The sequence below is a fragment of the Pseudomonas sp. FW300-N2F2 genome (genome assembly GCF_017351655.1).
Lineage (GTDB): Bacteria > Pseudomonadota > Gammaproteobacteria > Pseudomonadales > Pseudomonadaceae > Aquipseudomonas > Aquipseudomonas fluorescens_AA.
In genome coordinates this window covers 3,143,428-3,163,602 of record NZ_JACNDQ010000001.1, presented here as the reverse complement: position 1 = coordinate 3,163,602, position 20,175 = coordinate 3,143,428, and the positions used below count along the sequence as shown (strand labels likewise).

Genomic DNA, 20,175 nt, shown 5'->3' with positions numbered 1-20,175 from the left:
TATCTGAATACTGGTAGAGCAAGTCACGCTTCTCAAGCTGGAAAATGAGAGACCCAACCGGAGCGATGTTATCCTTCGCGCGACTCAAAAACTTATCCGGCAGCCGCCATTGAAGCTCCTCAAGGAATTTCACAGCCATTATGAACAGCGCTAAATACCTGACTCAAGTGGCTCCGCCTCCTGACACGGATTTCCATCGCGGTAATGGCTTTAATACGAAGTTCGTTGCTTCCAGATGCTTGGTACTTGCGGTGTCGCTTGGTGGGTTGTCGACTATAGCTTCCGCCGCGTCTCAATCCCCGTCATGTGAAACACCACCAGGCGGGATAATGTTCATTACTCGAGATTGCATCGATCCGCAGTTCGACCGCCCGGTAATAGATAGCCAAGAAGATTTGAAAAGCCCTGTTCTGACGCATCGCGTTTCTGGGCACTTCGAAGGCACCGATGTAAAGTTCAGCTTTTTCTTCCCGCCGAAAGCCCAATGGAAAGGGTGCCGAGCACGGAGTCATTACGCTGTTCGCGCAAAATCACGCCGATATGCTCAACGCTCTGAGAAATGGAACCCAGGTTCGTGTCGATAATCGCTGGGCAATTGCGTTGACGTCCTACCATCGGCATCAGGTACCGGTTTCTGGTGGATTTGCTGTGTGGGATCAATTTCGCAATGCAGACGGTTCTCCACGCTACCCGCAACGCCCCCAAGAGGTAGGCTCAATAATCAGCACAGGTGTCAGCGGAGGCGGTAGCTTCACCGGCAAGATAAACGGCAAGATGATAATTATAGCCAACGCACTTGATGTCGATGCCTACCCTTGGGATGCCGACTGGTATGGCCAGCGATTGAAGACAGGAGAGGGGGATCAGTACGACGCGAAGGTGCGGACCTGGTTAAACGATAATGCAGACCATTTGGATGGCAGCGTTGTTGCCTCGGGCGCGGCTGACAATCAGTTTGTAAGACTCATCGATTACAACGGCATCCTCGAACAAGCCGTCAGGGACGTAAGTGCCTGGGTGGAAAATGGTATAGCGCCGCCTCGCTCCACTCAGTATGCGCTCAATAATGGCCAGGTCTCATTACCCCCAGACGCATCAGCAAGGCAGGGTATCCAGCCTGTTGTGAAACTCACGTCCAGGAGCGGTGAGAGAATCGTTGCCAAAGTCGGGGAGCCCGTCACGCTGCTTGGTGACATTACCGTCCCGCCCTCTGCCGGCAAAATTGTGAAAACAGAATGGAGCCAGACGGGGAGCGATGACTTTCTAGACGCTCCACTTCCTCATCAGCCGTCAGAAGCGCTCGCCACACATAAAACATTCGTCTATTCGAAACCCGGCACCTACTACCCCGTGCTCCGTGTGACATCCCAGCGTGAGGGTGACGCAAAGACGGACTTTGCGCGGGTCGCTAACTTGGCAAGAGTACGCGTCATAGTGAACTAGGTTCTGTACAGCGGAAATCAATGACCCTTGAATTCGAGCTCCAGGCGCGGCGTACCGGCCTTCAGGGCCTTGATGGCCGAAGCAAGCCCGTTCTTCACGTCTTCTGTCTCGAACAAGGGCATGGCAATGTTGAACATCACATCGTCGGCCGCTTGGATACCGCCGTTGGCCCAGGCGCGCAGCAAGGCTTTGTGAGCGGCGTGGGCGCGTGTGGGGCCGTGCACGAACTTCGCGGCGAAGGCATGCGCCGCTGCAAGCAGTTCGGCATCGGCGACGACGCGGTTGATTACGCCGAAGCGCTCCATCGTCGCGGCGGGGACACGTTCGGAAGTCAGCGCCCATTCCATGGCACGTACGCGTCCTGCACGTTCGGCGACGCGGTAGATGCCGCCCAACAGGGTCACTAAGGCAAGCGACTGTTCCGGATGGCAGAATGTTGCGCTTTCGGCGGCAAAGATTACATCGGCACGCAACGCCAGTTCGAAACCACCGCCTGCGCACAAGCCTTGCACCACGGCGATGACAGGCAAGGGTAGACGTTCGAAGCGATTGAAGACGTCCATGTAACCCTCGAAGCGTGCACGCAACTGGCGGGGTGTGTCATCGGGCCAGGGCATGATGTCGCCGCCAAAGCTGAAGCTCTCTCCTTCGGCGCGCACCAGCACGACGCGTGCGTCGCTGCGTTCGATCGCGCTGACTGCCGTAGCCAGTTCGTCAACCATCTGGTCGTCGATGCGGTTTTGCGGCGAGCGATCAAGAACGATCGTTGCTATGCCGTTCTCGATGGTATGGGTGAGATGAGACATGTCGGGCTCCTGCGTGGTCGCAAGTTGAGGTTAGGAGAGGTGTTCCTTGAACCAGTCCAGCGCGGCGGTACTTGATTGATCGAATCTGGTGATGTACGGATCGAAGTGGCCGCCGGGAATCGTCACGAGGCGCTTAGGCTCAACGGCACGTTCGTAGGCGGCCAGCTCAAGATCGGTCAGCGTGATCGTGTCCTGCAGCGCGACGATCATCAGCAGCGGCGTGGGGGACACGCGCGTAATCCACGTGCCCGGTTCGTACATGCGCGCAGCGCGCGTCGAGCGTACCGTGACGCTGTTCTCCCAGGCGCCGTCGGGTACGGGCTGCAGATAAAACTCGATGGCTTCCTGGGTGCGGTAAGCAGCAGGGATGGCCGGATCGGCACTGACAATTGCCTGTCTACGCGGCGACTCGCCGCGTGCTTGCGCGCGCTCGTCTACCGCGAAGGCATCCTCGACGGCGGCGACAGCATCGGGCGGAATGCGGCGCAGTCCTTGCTCGAAGCCGCTGATCGTCGGCACCTGCGCGATGACCGCACGCAAGCGACGTTCGGTTGCGCCAAGCACGAGTGCGTGCCCGCCGGAATAGCTCGTGCCCCATAAGCCGATGCGCTTCGCATCGACGGCGTCCTGGTCTTCGAGGAAGCTGATCGCGCGCCGCCAATCGGCGATCTGACGCCATGGGTCGATATCCTGGCGCGGCATGCCTTCGCTGGCGCCGAAGTTGCGGTGATCGTGCAGGAGGACGACAAAGCCGTTGGAGGCAAATTTCTCTGCGAATGGCTCCAGGCCGTGCTCCTTCACGCCGGCATAGCCATGCGTCATTGTGATGGCGGGATAGGGGGCGGTGCCGCCGGTGGGAACATAGAGCCAGCCGCGCAGCGTGACGCCGCCCTCGGCTTCGAACGCGATATCGGTACGTCGAAACATGGAAGTTCTCCTTGTATAAAGAGGTCGGGCGGCGCCGTAAACCCTATGCGCAGCGGCAGTTCATGCCTTCCACTCGTTTGCCTCGGTCACTCGATGCCAGGTCAATTGCCTGGTCGCCCAAGCGTGAAGAGTTGTTCTGCGCCGATTTCGAAATAGTCGGCCAGCCCACCTCCGCGCAGGATCGGGCGCGCCTGCGCAGTCTGATACACGCCGTCCTTGATCAGTTGCTGGTCAATGTGGATCGCTACTACTTCGCCCAACACCAGCCACGCCGGGAGCACCGCACCGCCTTGCGCCTCAAGCTGCACGATCTGGGTGACCACGCACTCGAACTGCACCGGGCTAGCCGCAACGCGCGATGGCCGTACTTTTGCGGAGGGCAGCGTCTCCAACTTGGCCAACTCGAATTCATCGACGTCCGCTGGCGCCATCGTCGCTGAGGCGCTCATCGCCTCTGCGAGTTCTCGCGTCGCCAGATTCCATACGAACTCGCCGGTCGCACGCGCATTGGCGAGTGAGTCCTTCGCACCAAGTGAGCAAAAGCCGATAATCGGCGGCTTGTAGCTGAATAGGTTAAAAAAGCTGTAGGGAGCAAGGTTACGTACGCCGTCGTTGGAGACAGTACTGATCCAGCCGATCGGGCGCGGAGCGACGATGGCGTTGAGCGGATCGTGCCGCAGGGAATGTCCCTGCGCCGGTTCGTAGAAATGCCAATCGGTCATAGCTTACCTCTTTGGGGGCGCGCGCAAGGACTGCCACCTGCTCGAGTCAATTCTGCTGCGCCGCTTCTAAAGAACGGGGCGGCTTTCGTATTTCTTACTTGTTTACCCAAGGCATGGAGAGGTCAATGTCAGAGACCAGCTTGCCACCGCCGAAGCTCATGTTCTCCAAGGGAACGGCATACATGATCAGGCTGATATCGTCCTGGCTGACGCCCACCTTTTCTACCGCGTAACGGGTGACCAACTCCGCGAGCTTGCGTTTCTGCTCCACTGTCCTGCTCATGCCTATCGTCACCGTTACGACCATGCGCTTGTCAGATCTCTTCATGTCAGGAAAAGTCGGATGGATGAAAAGCTCATCGTCCTTGTGCTCACTGATGATGACGAAGCGGTCATCCTTGGGCGTATCCATGGCTTCATGAAGAGCGAGATTCAACGCATCCGCCAGCGCGCGTTTCTCTTCGCTAGAGAATTTCTGAGCTGGAATGTGGGCGTGAAAAATTGGCATGAGCGTTTCCTCAGTTGTGTTGTTCAGCTAATACGCGGCGACGAATTGGCCCGGCTTAGCTAAAGAAGTCCTGACCGAGTGTTTCTTCGAGTCGCTCTTTCAGACCAGCCGAGAACTCACGGACGACGTGGAACGGGCTTTGAAAGAGCTTGATATTGTGGACGAGGCCAGACTCATTCCGAGTGATGATAGTGGTGCCGGCGATCGGCTTACCACCGTGGATGGCATCCCACTCAAGGTAAGTCTTCGCACCGTCAACCGTCTCTGCAGTGAACACGAAGTTTTCGTACATCGTGCTCGTCGCGGCAAAGAATGCACCGATGGATGTCGGGCCGACCACGGTCTTGCTTAGGGCTGAGGTCTGAAGGCTGGCGTCAGCAGTGAACGACTTCGCGAAGTCGCTCGTTCCTTTCTTCTTGACGATTTGCATCCATGCTGTTCCCGGTGGGTTGGTGTCAGTAGTCATTACAATCTCCTATCAAGTGTCTGCAGTTTTGCAGTGTGTGTGCGTGCTAGTCAGCGAGGTGCCCGATGAGAAACTCGCCGGCTCTCTGGAGCGCGTCGTGGGCCTGGGGCAAAGAGGCTGTCTGAATGTGCCAGACGTGGAGCATCTCCGGCCAGACCTCAAGGTGCGACTCGCCGCCGGCCGCGCGCACCTTTCGGTCAATTTCAAGCGCGTCGTCGAGAAGTACTTCGTCGCTTCCGACATGTATGAGCAGCGGAGGAAAACCGTGCATGTCGGCGAACATGGGTGAGATGCGCGGATCCTTCAAATCGTGGTTGCCAGCATAAGCCTCTACCATCTCCCGCATCGCGCTAGCGTTGACCATTGGGTCGCGGTGAGCCAGTTGCGTTAACGAGGGCAGCGTCAGCGTTAAGTCTGCCCATGGGCTAATGAGTAGCGCTGCTCGCGCATCCTTGTGGCCTTTCGAGGCTGCATAGGCCAGAACGTTGAGAGCCATGCCACCGCCACTGGAGTCACCTGTCACGGTGAACGGCTTGCCAAGCGCACGCAGTGCTTCGTAGCCGCGGATGGACTCGTCGTAGGACGCCGGAAATGGGTGCTCGGGTGCCTTGGAGTGGTCCAGAACGATGACCTGGGACTTTGCCGCTCGAGACAGTTCCCCGAGCATGCCTAAATGCGAGGAAGGAGAACCAGCCACCCAGCCACCGCCATGGAAATGGTAGATGACTCGGTCCTTGGAAGCGCCAGGAGCCGTAATCGCCACTGCGGCTACGCCACCGAGTTGGGTCGTCTCGACTGTTAGGTCGGCCGCCGGCGGGTTCGCTTGTGAAATGGCCTCCATGCCGACGCGGAGCGTCTCGATGGTGCGTACGGGATGCGCAAAGTCGAAGGCGAACATCGCATCCCGAAGCTCACGGACGGAAGATGAATCGTAAGTCATGGTCAGCTCACTCCAGGTTGAGGAAAGTCGCCGGTACCCAGTCGTAGCCTTCGCCGTTGTCAGCTTTGCGAAGACGGCCCAGGCCAGGGAACGGCATGTGCGCTGCGGCAATCATCGTCTTGTCCGCAGCGAGTTTTACCAGAAGGTCTTCACGCGTTTTGACGGCCGACGCGCTGTCTGAGTCGAAGACGATGCTGATTTCCGGGTGCGGCATTTGGACCGCGCCAACATGAGCTACGTCGCCCCAGATGAGCAGCGACTGACCCTTTGAGGAAATCATGTAGCCGGTGTGACCGGGGGTGTGGCCGGGAATGACATACGGTGCGATGCCGGGAACGATTTCGGCCATGCTTTCGTAAGGCTTCCATTTGCCTGCGGCGATGTAAGGCGCGGCGCCATCCTGTGCGACCTTGAAGAAGATTTTTGCTTCTTCCGGGGCCTTGGCCATGATTTCCTTCGACAACCAGAAGTCGGCGTCGGCCTTCGTCATCATCACGGTCGCGTTCGGAAAGACGCGTTTCCCGTTTTGGTAGATACCGCCAGCATGGTCAGCGTGAAGGTGAGTCAGTAGAACCAGGTCAATCTGCTCCGGCTTGTAGCCGGAGGCCTTCAAGTTCTGCGCGAGCTTGCCCAGTGTGGGAGGGCCCCAGTGACCGCCTGAACCGGTATCGATGAGAACGAGTTTGGAGCCGGTGTTGACGAGGAAGCCTTGGACGGTTGCCGAAACATGCTTGGGATCGTTTTGGAAGGAACGCGCCAAGAGGGACTGAATGAGCGCGGGATCACCGTGTAGGAGGCTGGAGTCGATACTGCCGCCGCCGTCATAGAGCGCAGTGACTTCATAGTCGCCAATCATCGCGCGATAGAAGCCCGGAACCTGCTTGTGCTGCATCGGCGCTGCAGCTTTGACCGGAGCTACAGCAGCGAAGGCACCCGCGAATGCTAACGATACCGCGAGCAGGGTACGCGAAGTGATGGTGGAGAATTTCATCGTGTTCTTAACCATTGTGTGTGGTGGGTATGTAGGTACGTACAGCTGTAATGGTCTTTAGCAAAACGCCAGTTCATCGTGCCATGTCGCTGTTACCGCCTTTCCGGCCATACGCAGCATCGAATTGCCGGTGTTACCCGTGATGAAAGCCCGGATGTTCGATTTTTTACCGATCCGCCTGAGCTGCCAGGGCGCTTGCATTGTGCAAGTGGTTGAATAATATTCCAGCACCTTGCACAATGCAAGTGGAAATTTAAGGAGAGTAGCTGTGCAACAAACAAGACGATCGGGCTGCCCGATCAACCTGACGCTTGAGCAGATCGGCGACCGCTGGAGCCTGATCGTTATCCGCGATGTCATGTTCGAGAACAGACGCAGTTATGGCGTCCTGCTGGAGAAAAACCAGGAAGGCATCGCCACGAACATCCTCGCAAGTCGGCTGAAGCACTTGACCGCGTCTGGCCTCCTGACACGATCCCCGGATCCGAATCATCAGCAGAAAGGGATTTACAGCCTCACGGAAGCGGCAATACAGCTTGTCCCTTTGCTCGCGCATGTGGCTGCCTGGGGGGTTCGGCATACGCATCCGAGCAAGGAAGCGTCTTTGCGCGCGGAGGTGCTGGAAAAGGGCGGACCTTCACTTTGGAGTGCCTTTATGGATGAGCTACGTTACTTGCATCTCGGTGCACCGCGTCCGGAGCGCTCAGTATTGGACCAGCTCCGGGGCGACGACCAGCAGGTGATCGCTACTTAGTACCCATCTTCGGCGTCATGACATACGCCATATGGTGCAAGGCTTCCCATTATCGAATGGCTTCAGCCTTGCGCGAGATGGGGCGCCATCGAGCGCACGCTGTTCATCAACGGGTGATTTTACCTTCGAGCCTTTGAGGCCGACATCGCTTACTCCATTTCGAGCAAGTGCTCCAGGAACAAACCTGCCGCGACCGACAACGCCGTTCGCGACCTCACGCACACGCTGAGTTCGCGGGAGGCCCACGGCTCATCCAGCCTGATCGCCTTCGCTCCGTCCATTTTATAAATCGCCGCGCTCCCCTCGGGCATGATGCCAATGCCCAGGCCGGCCTGAACCGTCAGGCATAGCGCGTCGTAGCTGGAGACTTCCATTCGGATCCTTAGCGAGCGTCCCAGGTCGTTGGCCGCCTTGATCAACTGAAAGTTGAGATGAGTGCCACTGCGCAATGCAATGTATTCGTGGTCCAGGGTTTCGCTGAATTTGACAGAGTTGCGTGTCGCCAGCGGATGCCCAAGGGGAACAAGTAACACCAGGCGATCGGTACGGAACGGGAAAACCTCGATATCGGCACCGTGCGGAAGACGGGTGAAGATGCCAATGTCGGTGCGATTTTCGGATACCGCCTTGGTGATGGCCAGGCTTGGCCTTTCTTCAAGGCTGATGTTGATCAGTGGATACAATTCCATGAACGACTTGATCAGGTTCGGGAGAAATTGGGTGATGGCGGAAATATTGGCCAGGACATGCACCGATCCACGGCGGCCGTGGGAGTAGTCACGCATCTGCACGACGATTTCATTGAGGTTGTTCAATGCACTGCGAGCCATGAACAGTAGCGACAGGCCCGCGTCGGTCGGGGTAATGCCTTTGTTGGTGCGGTTTAGCAGTTTCGAGTCGAGCAGTTCTTCCAGCTCGCTGAGGCGCTTGCTGACCGCCGCCGCTGCGATGTGCTCGCGTTTGGCGGCGGCAGCAATGGTGCCTTCTTCAATGACGCTGACAAAGAGTCGCAACGAGACCGGATCGAGTTTCATGAGAGGTACCGATTTGGTCTGAATGGCCAGCATAGTACCTCCTTAGGCATTGGCTCAGAACGCCCCGGACAACAGATGGCCGGCGTTGGGCACTTGTGCCTTGAGGCCCAGGGTCTTCAACATTTGGTAAACGGTCGCGATCGATGCCGACAGCACCGGCTTGTCGAGGCGATCCTGGACAAGCTGGATCGCGGGTAGCGACGGCATTTGCACGCAGCAGGACAGCACCACGCCATCAGCCTGGCCGATGTTCAGTCTGTCGGCGTGAGCCAGCAGATTCATCGGGTCCAGGCGCCCGACTTCGAGGTTGTCGGAAACCTCTAGGCTGATGGAATCGACTACTTCGATTCCGGCCGCTTCAATGTAGTCGATGACCTGCCGGGTCAACGGCTTCATGTACGGTGTGATGATCGAGACTTTCTTGTAGTCGAGCATGTTCAAGCTATCGATCAGTGCTCCCGCGGAACTCAGTACCGGAGCGGTCGATTGATTGGATGCCACGGTTTTACTCAGGCGCTCCTGCGAGACTTTGTGATAGCCCGCGCCTTGGCACATGATCGCCACCAAGCAGGCATAGGCCATGACATCCACTCGCGCATCGCTCAATTCCAGTGCGCAACGGTCGCTGTCGATGTCCATCTTCTTCAGCTCTTCAGGGCTGACGTGCATCATGCGCATGCGTGAAGAGTGAAAGGTAAAATGCTCTTCGGGAAACAGTTCGTAGCGCGAAGTCAGCATGGCCGGGATTTCGGTTTCCATCGTCGTGTTGGAGCTGGGGACGATTTGACCGATGCGAAAGTTTTTCATGGGTTTTCCTTTGAGCGGTCGGCTCAGTTGCCGCTGGTGAGTTGAACGCCTTTGGTTTCCTGCAACGTGAACACCATGACAGCGGCGATGACGTAGGAAACGGAGGCAAGGGAAATAGTGGCGGTGAAGCCGATGAGTGGGATCAGCACCGGGACCAGCTTGATGCCGGCGATGGCGCCGACTCGGCCGAAGTTGAAGCAGAATCCCGACGCAGTCGAACGAATGCTGGTCGGGAACAACTCCGAGTACCAGGCACCGAACCCGCTGAAATAGCCGGTAAAAAAGCCCAGCAGTGCCGCCAGCAACCCGAGGGTGATGACGTTCTGGGTGGTGAACAGCAACTTGCCGTCCGTCAATGGCATCAAGGTCGCCGAATAGGCAAACACGGGCACCATGATCGCCATGCCGCCAAAAAACACCGCGAACGACAGGCGACGGCCGATGCTTTCAGCCAGATTGCCGTAGGCCAGGTAACCAATAGTGGCGCCGATGCCGATCCAGATGACAAACACTGGGGCCTGATCGATACGCACATTCAGAATGCTTTGCAGATAAACCGGCATAAAGGTGGTGATGATCCAGTAGCCGTACATGCCCAGTACCGAAATGCTCAGGCCCAGCAGGGTCACTTTAAGGTATTGCGGACGGAAGATTTCCATCAGCCGGCCTTTGTCCCGGTTATTACGCATGAATTCACGGTTGGCCAGCCAGACCGGCGATTCCTTGACGAACAGCCAGATGAACACCAGGGTGAAATAGGCCGGGATCGAGGCATAGATGAACAGGTTTCTCCAGGATTCAGGATTGCCGCCATCGAGGAACGTCCAAGCGAAAATCGCCGCCAGCAGACCTCCACCCGACCAGCCGGTCTGCATCAACGCAAAGGCCTTGGCGCGACCAGCCACAGGCCAGATCTCCGAAACCAGCGCCGCTGCGGCGGACCACAATCCCCCCACGGCGATGCCCACAAAAAAGCGGAACACATTGAGCTGCCACAGGCTGTCGGCAAACGCGCAGAGCAAGGTGCCGGTACCATAGACGAACACTGACAGCATCATGGTTTTCTTGCGGCCGATCTTGTCGGAAATGTTGCCGAGGAAGAAACCACCAATCCCGGTGGCGAGCAAAAACCAGGCAACCGTAGAGACCACGTCGCCCAGGCCGACGGCGAAGGTCTTGGCGACCGCCAAAAGTACAAAACCAAAGACAGTGGCATCCAGCGCATCAAACAGCCAGGCGGCCCAGGAGCCCCCCAGTGTGACGTAACGCTGGGGGGCGGTCAGTTGGCCGACTCCGTTGACGACAGGAGCTTGCGCCGTGGAGCTGGCGACTAGGGTTTTCATGGTTCAACCTCGCGGATTTGCGTTTTTATTCTTGGAGCCCGTGTGCCGAAAGGTCATCGGCATACCGGTGGTCATGTGCGACCGATGTTAGGAGAGGCAAAAGCCGTTCGTATATCAGTCATTCGCGAGCCTGCCATCGCGGGTGGCGATGGCAGGGAGGGAGGAAAAGACCGCAGAGAGCAGGGCGAGGGGCTTGATTACTGTGATCGGTGCATTTGGAACAGATCGCGGCCGCTTCGGCCGGGTTTTTTCTTTTTGGGTGCCGCACGATCGAGGAGTTGTTCCGTCAGGGCGGCTTAACCAAAGCTTACTGCGTGGCGACGCGAAATGGCTGAGTAGGGAGTTAAGCCGCTCAGGAAAGCGTATTCAAACTCATCTTTACGAATAGAGTTAACATGATCGGGATGTCTAAGTTCAGGCGCCCGGTCACGCGCTTATGTATTTAGCTGGCTATGTCAATACTTTGGCTATGACGACTCTATTAAGTAATGTGTAGCTTCAGAGAATGAGAGAAATTAGGCTGCTAATTATTGGCTGCCGCTATTTTTTGAATACACCAAGGTTCTCGCGAAGCCAGGCGGACAGCGAACGCGGCGGGGCACCGGTGAGGTCTTCAACAGTAAAGGTTCGTTCTGTCAGGACGGAGTCATGGAAAACGCGATCAAGGCCCACAAGAAGCTCAACTACAAATGGGGATAGTCCCTCTGCTAGCAGTGCAGAGCGATGTTCGGCGGGGGAGCGATGAGTATAGGTGACTGTGTGGCCTAATAGACTGGATAGTTCCTCGGCAATTTGTGTCATTGTCCAATTTCGAGGTCCTGTGAGGTGATACGCACGCTGGGATTTCTCCGCCACCTCCTCAAGTAATGCTGCGCGCGCAGAGTCTGCAACATCCCGTGTGTCTATCAGATTTACGCGTCCATCGTTAGCGGCGCCGGCCCAGGTGCCCATAGCAATAGTGTGGCCAGCACGCTTTAATACGTCCATGAACGTGGTGGGTCTCAATACAGTAGATGCTATGGATTGTTGACCCAAATGTGCTTCTATCAATGAATGCCAAGCAAAGGGGATTATCGGAGTCGATGGTCCCATAACCGAAAGCTTTACGATGTGCTGCACGCCCGCCTCTACGGCAGCGTCAATGAGGGTAATCTCGTTAGCGACTTGTTGCGGGGAAGTGCCGTGTGCAATGAACAGCTTCTCAACACCTACAAGCGCTCTTCTGAGGGTTAACGGCTGATCAAAATCCAACTCTGCAGAGGCTACCCCTTCTGGGAAGGCGCTGGGGGATTTCTGGCGTGTGAGTGCAAGTAGGGTGACGGGGTCTTGTGCTAACTGACTGATCAATCGCCTTCCTACGCGGCCAGTCGCGCCAGCAACGGCGATGCTGAGTGGTTGCGCTCGATTAGTCGATTGATTGAGCATAGTAAAATCTTCCTATATGATGGAACGATCAGTCCATCTATATTGGTCTGATCGTTCCAGGTTGTCAACGGAGGAATCATGAGCGGTAAACCGCAATATGACGAAAGTGCAGTCCTAAAAGCGGCGACGGGTGTTTTCTGGCGTCATGGTTATGCAAATGCATCTGTTAGCGATCTGACCGCGGCAACTGGTTTGTCTCGATCAAGCCTTTACCAGCGGTTCCATGATAAGGATGGGCTCTTCAACGAGTCTCTTCAGCTATATACCGACCGTGTATTGACGCGAATGAGATCGACCCGAGTACAGACCTCCAAAGCGAGCGTAGAAGCGCTGCTACGTGAGTTTCTTCCGAGGGAGTCTGATATAAAGCGCCCTTCTGGTTGCCTGATATCTCGCAGTAACGCTGAGCAGGAAGACCTCACTGCTGCTGGAAAGAAAACCGCGAACGCTGCGGCTTGCCAGCAGCGGCAGATTTTTTTGGAGATTTTGACTCATGGGCAGTTGGAGGGTGAGATCGAGCAGCAGGTCGATTTGGATCTGCTGGCGTGGTATTACTTTGGAGTATTACAGTCCATTGTAAATCTGCCTTCAGTCGGTGCTACTAGCCAGACACTGGCCCGCCTCATTGACCTGGCAATGTTGGCGTGGCCTAAAAATCATATATAAAAATAGCCGCGTATAAGCAGCGTGACTTAACCTTTATCGCTTGCTGACGCTTGATGAAGAGGCGTGCGATTCATCCGTCAGCCAAGGGAGTGCATCGCACAATAAATATTATTGATCAAAAAATTTGACGGATGCTCTTTCAACGCTAAAAAAAAGCTCTGCATCCGGGTATTTTGTTTTCATGCGGTTTTGAAGCTCTGCGCGGTTTTTTGATTTTGAAAGTTCTTCTTCAAATGCTAAAAGATACTGTTTTGTGAAATTAATTGCGCTGTAGGCATCAAGTTTTTTATTCGGAAAATTATGCCCTGGGATGACGATGTTAGGCGTTAGCTGCGCAAGCGCATCGAGATTTTGAACCCAGCGCTTTCGACTCTCAGGAGTCGTTTCTACGGTATAGACGTGCATTTGGTCATAGGCCATGTCACCCACAACCGCGACACGCTCTTTTGGAAACCAAAGGTAGGAGTTCTCATCAGTGTCCCCCTGGAGATGCTTACGGATCTCGATTTTTGTACCTTCAATACTGAGTTGATCCCCATCAAACCTAGTGATGGGGACTTCACGAGTGGCTGCCTTTGACGACAGTAGCCCATGCCATTTTTCAAGCTTGGCCTTGTATACCTCATCTATACGGCTCGCGACCTTAGAGTTGGCTAAGATCTCCACGCGTGGGAAAGCGTCCTTAAAAACCTCCAAACCGAGGAAGTGGTCAGCATGCTCGTGAGTAATATAAATTTGCTTGAGATCCTTTTTGAGTGACCGTATCAAATTGAGGACCTCAAGCGCGTTCGCTCGGGTAAGCTGTGCGTCAATTAGTAGGAGTTCGTTATCGCCCTCAACAACCACCGAGTTATCAAAAAATCCATCGTCCTCCGAGGTGAATACATGAAAATTTAGATTGAGGACTTTGGCTGATTGGTTGGCGGAAGCTGTTCCCACTCCGAGCAGAAGGGTGAAAATTAATACCAACGGTTTAACAAATACTGTTTTTTTCATGTGCAATATGCCTTTTGCTGTACCGGCGCTTTCATTAAGACACATGCTGGAACGATCGATTCAGGATGTCAAGGTCTTGTAGCTTTGATGACCATGTTGTCCGCTTACGCACCTTTTACGACTCTAAAAGGAAAGCCCCCGCTGCAATGCTGATTCACATCTAGGCGGTTCAGGCAAAAAATATTTGGTCTTGCCCCCCCAGTGTCGCCTCCAATCTCCGCTGGTACAGGAGTAGTCATCCTTCCGGAACCGCCAGGTATTCTTAAAAAGATCCCGGGCTGGCTGCTGGATCAGAAGGGCCCGCTGGCGCTTCGCCTCAGCGCGCTGCCCGGGATACTGCCGTGGTTTCTGCGTTTTGTTGCCTGTACAAAAGCAGTTTCGGTGAAGTAGCGGTGCTTACCAAGCATCATCTCAATCATGCCGTCGAGTGCAGCTAAACCGCCTGCCCAACGACACCTAGAGACTCTCAGGGTCGCCGAAAAACATCTGAATCCGCGAACGCAACCAGCGCTCCCCAGGATCATTGTCCTGAGAACCCCGCCAGGCCATATGCAGTTCGAAGCTGCGCACCGGTATGGGTGGGTCTTCGGCGCGTACGCCACCGGCGGCGGTCAGCGCGTCGGCGGTGTAGTCGGGCACGGTGGCGATGATGTCGGTGCCCGACAACAGGGTGCTCAAGCCGTTGAACTGCGGCACGGCCAGCACCACATGACGTTTACGGTCGAGTTTTGCCAGCTCTTCATCGATGAAACCGCTCAAGTCCCCCGCAAAGGAGACCAGGGCGTGGGGGCGGGCGCAGAATTCGTCCAGGGTCAGTCGTCCCGGCGCGGTGTCGGCGCGCAACACTTTGGGCATGCTGCGCCGCAGGACCTTGCGCTTGGCGTTGGCCGGGAGGTCGTCGGTGTAGCTGACGCCGATGGAGATTTCACCGGACGCCAGCAGGCCCGGCATCAGGATGTAGTTGACCCGGCGCACCACCAGCACAATGCCCGGCGCTTCGGCCCGCAGGCGTTTGAGGAGCATGGGCAGCAGGGCGAATTCGGCGTCGTCCGACAGGCCGATGCGAAACACCGAGGTGCTGGTGGCCGGGTCGAATTCCGCGGCGCGGCTGACTGCCGTGGAAATCGAATCCAGGGCCGGAGAGAGCAGGGCGAATATCTCGACCGCCCGGGCCGATGGTTCCATGCTGCGGCCGGTGCGCACGAACAGTGGGTCATCGAACAGGCTGCGCAGGCGCGACAGTGCGGCGCTGATGGCCGGCTGGCCAAGAAACAGCTTCTCGGCCGCGCGAGTCACGCTGCGTTCATGCATCAATGTTTCGAACACGATCAACAGGTTCAGATCGACACGCCGCAGGTCATTACGATTCATCTGGGGTCCTGGCAGATTCGGTAAGCTTGACGTGAACGGCCATATGGGAACAATGGCCGGCATGAATCTTACGGGGAAAGGCTGGTACTCTGCACCGGCTAATTGAGTTTTCTTAGGTTGAGTCCTACAGGAGTGGTTGGTTTTTCTTGCTGCGGAATCAATGACAGGCATGTCGACTATTAATAGCCACTGATGGTCTTGGCCACAAAGCCCGGATAGAGTTCGTGGCATTAGAGGTTACTTTGACGAGGTTTGCGATGTCCCGCACGATCCGTTTTCACAAGTTTGGTGGTGCCGAGGTGCTCAAATGCGAAGAGCATGCGGCGGCTCTTCCTGCGCCAGGAGAAGTGCAGGTCCGCGTCGAAGCGATCGGCATCAGTTGGTACGACACCTTGTGGCGCCAGAACCTGGCGTCCTCCCAGGCACGCCTGCCTTCGGGCCTGGGCCATGAAATGGCGGGCGTGGTCACGGCCGTCGGCGACGGCATCGATGACTTGGCCGTGGGCGACAAGGTTGCCAGCTTTCCGGCCGAAAGCCCGAACGACTATCCGGTGTACGGTGAAGTCATCGTGCTGCCCCGCACCGCGCTGACCCGTTATCCCGACGTGCTCAGCCCGATCGAAGCCGCCGTGCATTACACGCCGCTGCTGATCGCCTATTTCGCCTACATGGACCTGGCGCGGGTCAAACCGGGGCAATTCGCCCTGGTCACCGATGCCAGTCATTGCGCCGGCCCGTCCTTTGTCCAGTTGGGCAAGGCCTTGGGAGTGCGGGTGATTGCGGCCACCAAGACGGCCGACGAGCGTGAATACCTGCTGTCGTTGGGCGCCGAAAAAGTCATCGTGACAGAAGAGCAGGATTTGCTGATGCAAATCAACAAGCTCACCGATAACCGTGGCGTCGACGTGGTATTCGACGGCCTTGGCGGGCCGCAGATGTCGCTATTGGGCGATGTGCTGGCGCCCCGTGGCAGCCTGGTGTTGTATGGCTTGCAGGGCGGCAACCAGACGCCGTTCCCGGCCTGCGCGGCGTTCCAGAAGAACATTCAGTTCTTCGTGCACTGCATCGGCAATTTTACCGGCAAGCCGGAACTGGGCATCGTCCAGGACCAGGTGGCGTTGCAACGAGCGTTGCGCGATATCAATCAACTGACCGCCGATCGCGTGCTGTTGCCACTCAAGACTCGGGTCTTCCCGTTCTCCGAGTTTGTCGAAGCGCACCGGTACATGGGTGAATGCCCTTGCCGTGAGCGCGTTGCCCTTCAGGTCGTCGACCCCGCCTGATACCTGTCTTGCGCAAGAGTCATCGCCGGGCTCTTGCGCTGCCTCCGATTCGATCTCCATCCATCCTTCCACGCACTGGCGCTTGACGGCGGTGCGTTCGTGCCTCGCAAGGCCCCTCTCAAGCAACCTGTCCCGGTTCGCTCGAAGCAGAAATGGTTTGCCGGTGAACATCTGAACTGGTTTTTGCCCTCAATCTGTATCTTCTAATCATTATTTAAGTCCTGATAATTGAACGCTGATTTCCATATCAAGGAAGAAGTCGTGGTGCGGTGTAACTTTTTCGAAGGCTTTCATCCTTCAAGGCGCATTCAAGGTACAGCGAACGTTAATTGGTACGGGGCTATCTATCGATCCTGGAGAAAACAGGGTGGGGTAGAAGGTCAATTAAAGTTCGGCAAGTTCCTTATTTCTCGTACTCATTGTCTGTGGGACGTTGTCGGAATTCTCCTAGGACGTACCGATAGCCCGGTAAGGCCCCGTGTTTTCAGGGCCTACAGCAGCGGTGCCCAGGAGCATGGGGTGACTTTCTGCGTATGTATCAAATAATTACGACAAGCAATGCTTGGGCGTATTGCTAATACTCTTTGAGTACTAGAACGATTCATTCAGACCAACACGTCGCGCGGTCACGTTGGTGCGGGTGCGGCGCCGATAGTTGAATTTCAGGTAAATGGCTATGAGTGCAATTCATGAGCAGGCAATGACTCACGTATATCAACAGATACTGCAACGATTGTTGGGTTTTTATTCCCGGGCCGAACGGACCGCGTTGCAGCTTTTGATCCAGCGCTTGATTGTCGCCGCCGGAGGCATCGATCGGATTGGCGATTATCGTGTGTTGACGGTCCAGAACGGGAGCCGGGAGAGCTTTTATGTACTGACCGCTTTGCGGGCCGCCCAGTTGAGCATCGCCGGCCGGCATCCGGTGACCTTCGCCTTGCGCGTCGCCACGCCGCGCCTGAGCGAGACCACCCAGGCGACGTTGGAGAACATCCACCGCTGCTACAGCGCACTGTTTGTCTATGACGATCCCCGGGTCGAATTGCTGATGGCGGATAACCGCGAGGTGTTGCCGTTCAATCACCGCCAGCCCTTGTCGGTGGCGGGGCACGAGGCCAATCGCATGGACCTGCTGGCCTTGGGGCACCTTCGTTCGGTCGACAGCCCCCTGGAAATCGGGAGCGACGGTTACCTGGCGATGGCCGAATTCTATCGACACATGGCCCGCTGGGAGTCTGGCGTGGATTCGATGGTCAGCAGCGATACCCCGCGCCAGCAAAAACAGTTCATTTCAGGCCTGCGTCGCGCGGCCCGCAAAATCGGTCTGCCGACCGACAATATCGGTTGCTTCGACAGCCTCTTCGCGCACCTCGATACCTTGAGCAGTGACCTCTACGAGCATTTCTACGGTCCCGAGCGCCTTGGCGCCTGGAAGCCCGAGGGGCATTTCGAGGCCTGCCGGCGGATGAGCCACATCGGCATCGACGACCTGATCGTCGACCGCCTGGAGGGCACCAACTGGCCGCTTTTCAACGAATTCCTGCGGGTGCAGACCGATGGCCTCATGCCCTCGGCGATTGAAAACGAATACCTCAGCCCGCTGCTGTCGGCCCATTTGCACGGCCTGCAGGCCTGCTACGTACAAGGGCGCAGCTACGAAACGGGATACAGCGACTACGTGCAGCGGGCGATCATGATCATGCATCGCAAGCAACTGCCGGAACACGCCTGCGAGCAGGCTCGGGCGATGTTCGGCTCACCTTCGTCGGTTCCCGAGCGCCGCGCCTACGCCGCCCTCGAAGCGCAAAAGGTCCTGGGGCTCAGCGAAACGCAACTGGTGTGCATGCTGTTCGCGCCATTCGTGGGGCAGGGCGAGGGCCTGGAACAATTCCTGCGCTGTTGCCACCCCGGCATGCTGGTGGCGATGCCGGACCTGCACAAGGCCATGCAGGGCGCGGCGGTCGCCGATCAGATCGCGCAATGGATGGTCGACGTCAGTGGCCTGCCCATCGATATCCTTGGCAAGCTGTACCGGGCGAGCGTTACCGTGCCGGAACAACCGGAAGCGATGCCGGGAGCTGATCTGCAGCAGGCCCTTGACGACGTTGATACCGCAGAAGCCGGGCAGGCCGTCGATGAGCCGCACGAACGCTCGGCAAGGCACTGAGGAACGAGGTTTGATGGGCTCGTCTACCTCGTCCCTGGTCGTGAGGCCCGGCGTTGCGACCTGGCCGACTGCAATCCGTTCTCCTGGCGTGATCCCATGAAAGGTTGCCGGGAGACAGACTTCGCCTACCAGGCGGTTTATCGCTACCTGACCACACTGATCAACGAACTGGAGGTTGATGCGCGGGTGCGCCTGCCTTCGTTGCGGCAATTGGCCGAGCGTCTGAACGTGTCGATATCGACCATCCAGTACGCTTATTCGCTGCTGGAGAAGGAAGGGCGGGTCTACTCGATCGCCAAGTCCGGTTATTACGCGCTGCCGGCGCCCAGCATGACGACCCTGGATGGCGGGGACGATTTGCTCGAGACTTTGTACGTCAATGCCCGGCGCCCCGGCATGCTGGTACTCAGCGCGGACGAGCCGGCGTCGATGCAGCCGTTGGACAGCCCGATGCTGTTGCTCGAGCGCGAGCTGCTGCGCCAGTATCCACGTTCCTCGCAGACGCCCTCGCAACCCTGGGGCGAGCTGGAACTGCGCACCGCGCTGGCGGCCCGCTACACCTCTTCGCCGGCCCGTTGCTGGAATGCCGATGACGTCTACATCGGCGCCGATCTGCGGGGTGTGCTGGAGATCCTGATCGCCGTGCTTGCACTCAGGGGCGCCACAGTACTGATCGAGTCGCCCTGCGACTGGGCGGTGTTGCGCCTGCTGCAGGCAGCCGACATCAACATCATCGAGCTGCCACTGCTGGTCGACGAGGGGATCGACACCGAGCAGTTGGAGCAACTGCTGGAGAGCGAAACGGTACGCCTGGTGGTGCTGTCGTCAGTCCTGAACATGCCAACGGGTTCGCTGGTTCCTGAAGAGAACCGTCGTGCCATCGCCCAATTGCTGGAACGGCATGGCACCTGGGTGCTGGAGAACGACAGCCATACAGACCTGGCGTTCGAGGCCGGGGCGACGCCTTTCCGGGATTTGCTCGACCCGGACCGGTTGATCGTCTACTCCACGTTCGAGAAGACCATCGGCCCAGAGGCGCCATATGGCTACGTGTTGTCGCGCCAGATGACCCTGCACCTGCAACGACATTTCCTGTTGCGCGCGTTTCGTCTGTCGCCGATTCGCCAGAAAGCCATCGCCCGGCTGTACAGCAACGGGCGGATTGACCAGCATTTGCTGGTGTTGCGGCGCCTGCTGCGCGAAAGCGCGGTTTCGACCGCACAATTGCTGCGCGAGCGGCTGGGCGATAGCCTGCAATGGGCGGAACCCCAAGGTGGCGCGACGATCTGGATGCGCTCGACGCGACGGGTTGATTTGCGGCGGGTTTTCCATCGGCTGCTGGCCCAGCGAATCGTCATCGCACCGGGGGAGTTGTTCAGCCTTCATGGCCTGTACGGGCAACATATGCGCCTTACCCATGCGCTCAATGGGCCCCAGGACCTGGATGCCGCACTCTGCGCGCTGGCTGACGCCCTGAGGCTCGAACAATCGTAATCGGCGGCGATGGATCGAACCCGTCGCGCCAT

General features: G+C 57.3%; 19 protein-coding genes. 6 read left to right on the top strand and 13 right to left on the bottom strand.

The features are described 5' to 3' along the window. The first annotated feature begins 540 nt into the window (after positions 1-540). Positions 541-1,443 (top strand): hypothetical protein, encoded by a 903-nt coding sequence (locus tag J4E63_RS13635; protein ID WP_207282300.1) that lies wholly within the window; start codon positions 541-543, stop codon positions 1,441-1,443. Between the two features lie 17 nt (positions 1,444-1,460). Here J4E63_RS13635 and J4E63_RS13630 read toward each other — a convergent pair whose 3' ends face one another. From J4E63_RS13630 to J4E63_RS13600, 7 genes are all read right to left on the bottom strand, one after another. Then, the gene (locus J4E63_RS13630) at positions 1,461-2,249 is read right to left on the bottom strand and encodes an enoyl-CoA hydratase/isomerase family protein (protein WP_207282299.1); all 789 of its coding nucleotides are present in this window, start codon (positions 2,247-2,249) and stop codon (positions 1,461-1,463) included. A 30-nt stretch (positions 2,250-2,279) separates the two neighbouring features. Then, positions 2,280-3,176, bottom strand: a complete 897-nt coding sequence (locus tag J4E63_RS13625; RefSeq protein ID WP_207282298.1) for an alpha/beta hydrolase — start codon at positions 3,174-3,176, stop codon at positions 2,280-2,282. 101 nt (positions 3,177-3,277) lie between these two features. Then, positions 3,278-3,898, bottom strand: coding sequence for a flavin reductase family protein (locus tag J4E63_RS13620; protein WP_207282297.1), 621 nt, complete (start codon positions 3,896-3,898; stop codon positions 3,278-3,280). Between the two features lie 94 nt (positions 3,899-3,992). Next, positions 3,993-4,406, bottom strand: coding sequence for a tautomerase family protein (locus J4E63_RS13615; RefSeq protein ID WP_207282296.1), 414 nt, complete (start codon positions 4,404-4,406; stop codon positions 3,993-3,995). Positions 4,407-4,461: 55 nt separating this feature from the next. Continuing rightward, on the bottom strand, positions 4,462-4,872 hold the full coding sequence (locus J4E63_RS13610; RefSeq protein ID WP_207282295.1) for a hypothetical protein: 411 nt from the start codon (positions 4,870-4,872) through the stop codon (positions 4,462-4,464). Positions 4,873-4,918: 46 nt separating this feature from the next. Further along, the gene (locus J4E63_RS13605) at positions 4,919-5,812 is read right to left on the bottom strand and encodes an alpha/beta hydrolase (protein WP_207282294.1); all 894 of its coding nucleotides are present in this window, start codon (positions 5,810-5,812) and stop codon (positions 4,919-4,921) included. Between the two features lie 7 nt (positions 5,813-5,819). Beyond that, the gene (locus J4E63_RS13600) at positions 5,820-6,803 is read right to left on the bottom strand and encodes an MBL fold metallo-hydrolase (RefSeq protein WP_207282293.1); all 984 of its coding nucleotides are present in this window, start codon (positions 6,801-6,803) and stop codon (positions 5,820-5,822) included. A gap of 268 nt (positions 6,804-7,071) precedes the next feature. Between J4E63_RS13600 and J4E63_RS13595 the strand changes: the two genes are divergently transcribed. Next, entirely contained in the window at positions 7,072-7,557 is a 486-nt protein-coding gene (locus J4E63_RS13595) for a helix-turn-helix domain-containing protein (protein ID WP_207282292.1), read from the top strand. A gap of 149 nt (positions 7,558-7,706) precedes the next feature. Here J4E63_RS13595 and J4E63_RS13590 read toward each other — a convergent pair whose 3' ends face one another. The 4 genes from J4E63_RS13590 to J4E63_RS13575 all read right to left on the bottom strand — a co-directional run bounded on the left by J4E63_RS13590 (position 7,707) and on the right by J4E63_RS13575 (position 12,166). Next, entirely contained in the window at positions 7,707-8,624 is a 918-nt protein-coding gene (locus tag J4E63_RS13590) for a LysR family transcriptional regulator (RefSeq protein ID WP_207282291.1), read from the bottom strand. A gap of 21 nt (positions 8,625-8,645) precedes the next feature. Continuing rightward, positions 8,646-9,398, bottom strand: a complete 753-nt coding sequence (locus J4E63_RS13585; protein ID WP_310650708.1) for an Asp/Glu racemase — start codon at positions 9,396-9,398, stop codon at positions 8,646-8,648. 23 nt (positions 9,399-9,421) lie between these two features. Continuing rightward, positions 9,422-10,741 carry an MFS transporter gene (locus J4E63_RS13580; RefSeq protein ID WP_207282290.1) on the bottom strand — a complete coding sequence of 440 codons (1,320 nt, stop codon included), beginning with the start codon at positions 10,739-10,741 and terminating at the stop codon, positions 9,422-9,424. Between the two features lie 540 nt (positions 10,742-11,281). Further along, positions 11,282-12,166: an SDR family oxidoreductase gene (locus J4E63_RS13575; RefSeq protein WP_207282289.1), complete on the bottom strand. Its 885-nt coding sequence runs from the start codon at positions 12,164-12,166 to the stop codon at positions 11,282-11,284. A gap of 78 nt (positions 12,167-12,244) precedes the next feature. Here J4E63_RS13575 and J4E63_RS13570 point away from each other — a divergent pair, with 78 nt between their 5' ends. Continuing rightward, positions 12,245-12,832 carry a TetR/AcrR family transcriptional regulator gene (locus J4E63_RS13570; RefSeq protein WP_207282288.1) on the top strand — a complete coding sequence of 196 codons (588 nt, stop codon included), beginning with the start codon at positions 12,245-12,247 and terminating at the stop codon, positions 12,830-12,832. 108 nt (positions 12,833-12,940) lie between these two features. On the opposite strand, the gene J4E63_RS13565 is transcribed toward J4E63_RS13570, so the two are convergent. Both J4E63_RS13565 and J4E63_RS13560 read right to left on the bottom strand, forming a co-directional pair. Continuing rightward, entirely contained in the window at positions 12,941-13,828 is an 888-nt protein-coding gene (locus J4E63_RS13565) for an MBL fold metallo-hydrolase (RefSeq protein WP_207282287.1), read from the bottom strand. Between the two features lie 456 nt (positions 13,829-14,284). Next, a complete protein-coding gene (locus J4E63_RS13560; RefSeq protein WP_014338228.1) occupies positions 14,285-15,199 on the bottom strand; it encodes a LysR family transcriptional regulator in 915 nt (304 codons plus the stop codon). Between the two features lie 257 nt (positions 15,200-15,456). On the opposite strand from J4E63_RS13560, the gene J4E63_RS13555 reads away from it, so the two are divergent. The 3 genes from J4E63_RS13555 to J4E63_RS13545 all read left to right on the top strand — a co-directional run bounded on the left by J4E63_RS13555 (position 15,457) and on the right by J4E63_RS13545 (position 20,143). Then, on the top strand, positions 15,457-16,482 hold the full coding sequence (locus J4E63_RS13555) for a zinc-dependent alcohol dehydrogenase family protein (RefSeq protein ID WP_060742421.1): 1,026 nt from the start codon (positions 15,457-15,459) through the stop codon (positions 16,480-16,482). Positions 16,483-17,158: 676 nt separating this feature from the next. Further along, positions 17,159-18,649 carry a hypothetical protein gene (locus tag J4E63_RS13550; RefSeq protein WP_207282286.1) on the top strand — a complete coding sequence of 497 codons (1,491 nt, stop codon included), beginning with the start codon at positions 17,159-17,161 and terminating at the stop codon, positions 18,647-18,649. 96 nt (positions 18,650-18,745) lie between these two features. Continuing rightward, positions 18,746-20,143, top strand: coding sequence for a PLP-dependent aminotransferase family protein (locus tag J4E63_RS13545; protein ID WP_207282285.1), 1,398 nt, complete (start codon positions 18,746-18,748; stop codon positions 20,141-20,143). Positions 20,144-20,175 lie beyond the last annotated feature (32 nt).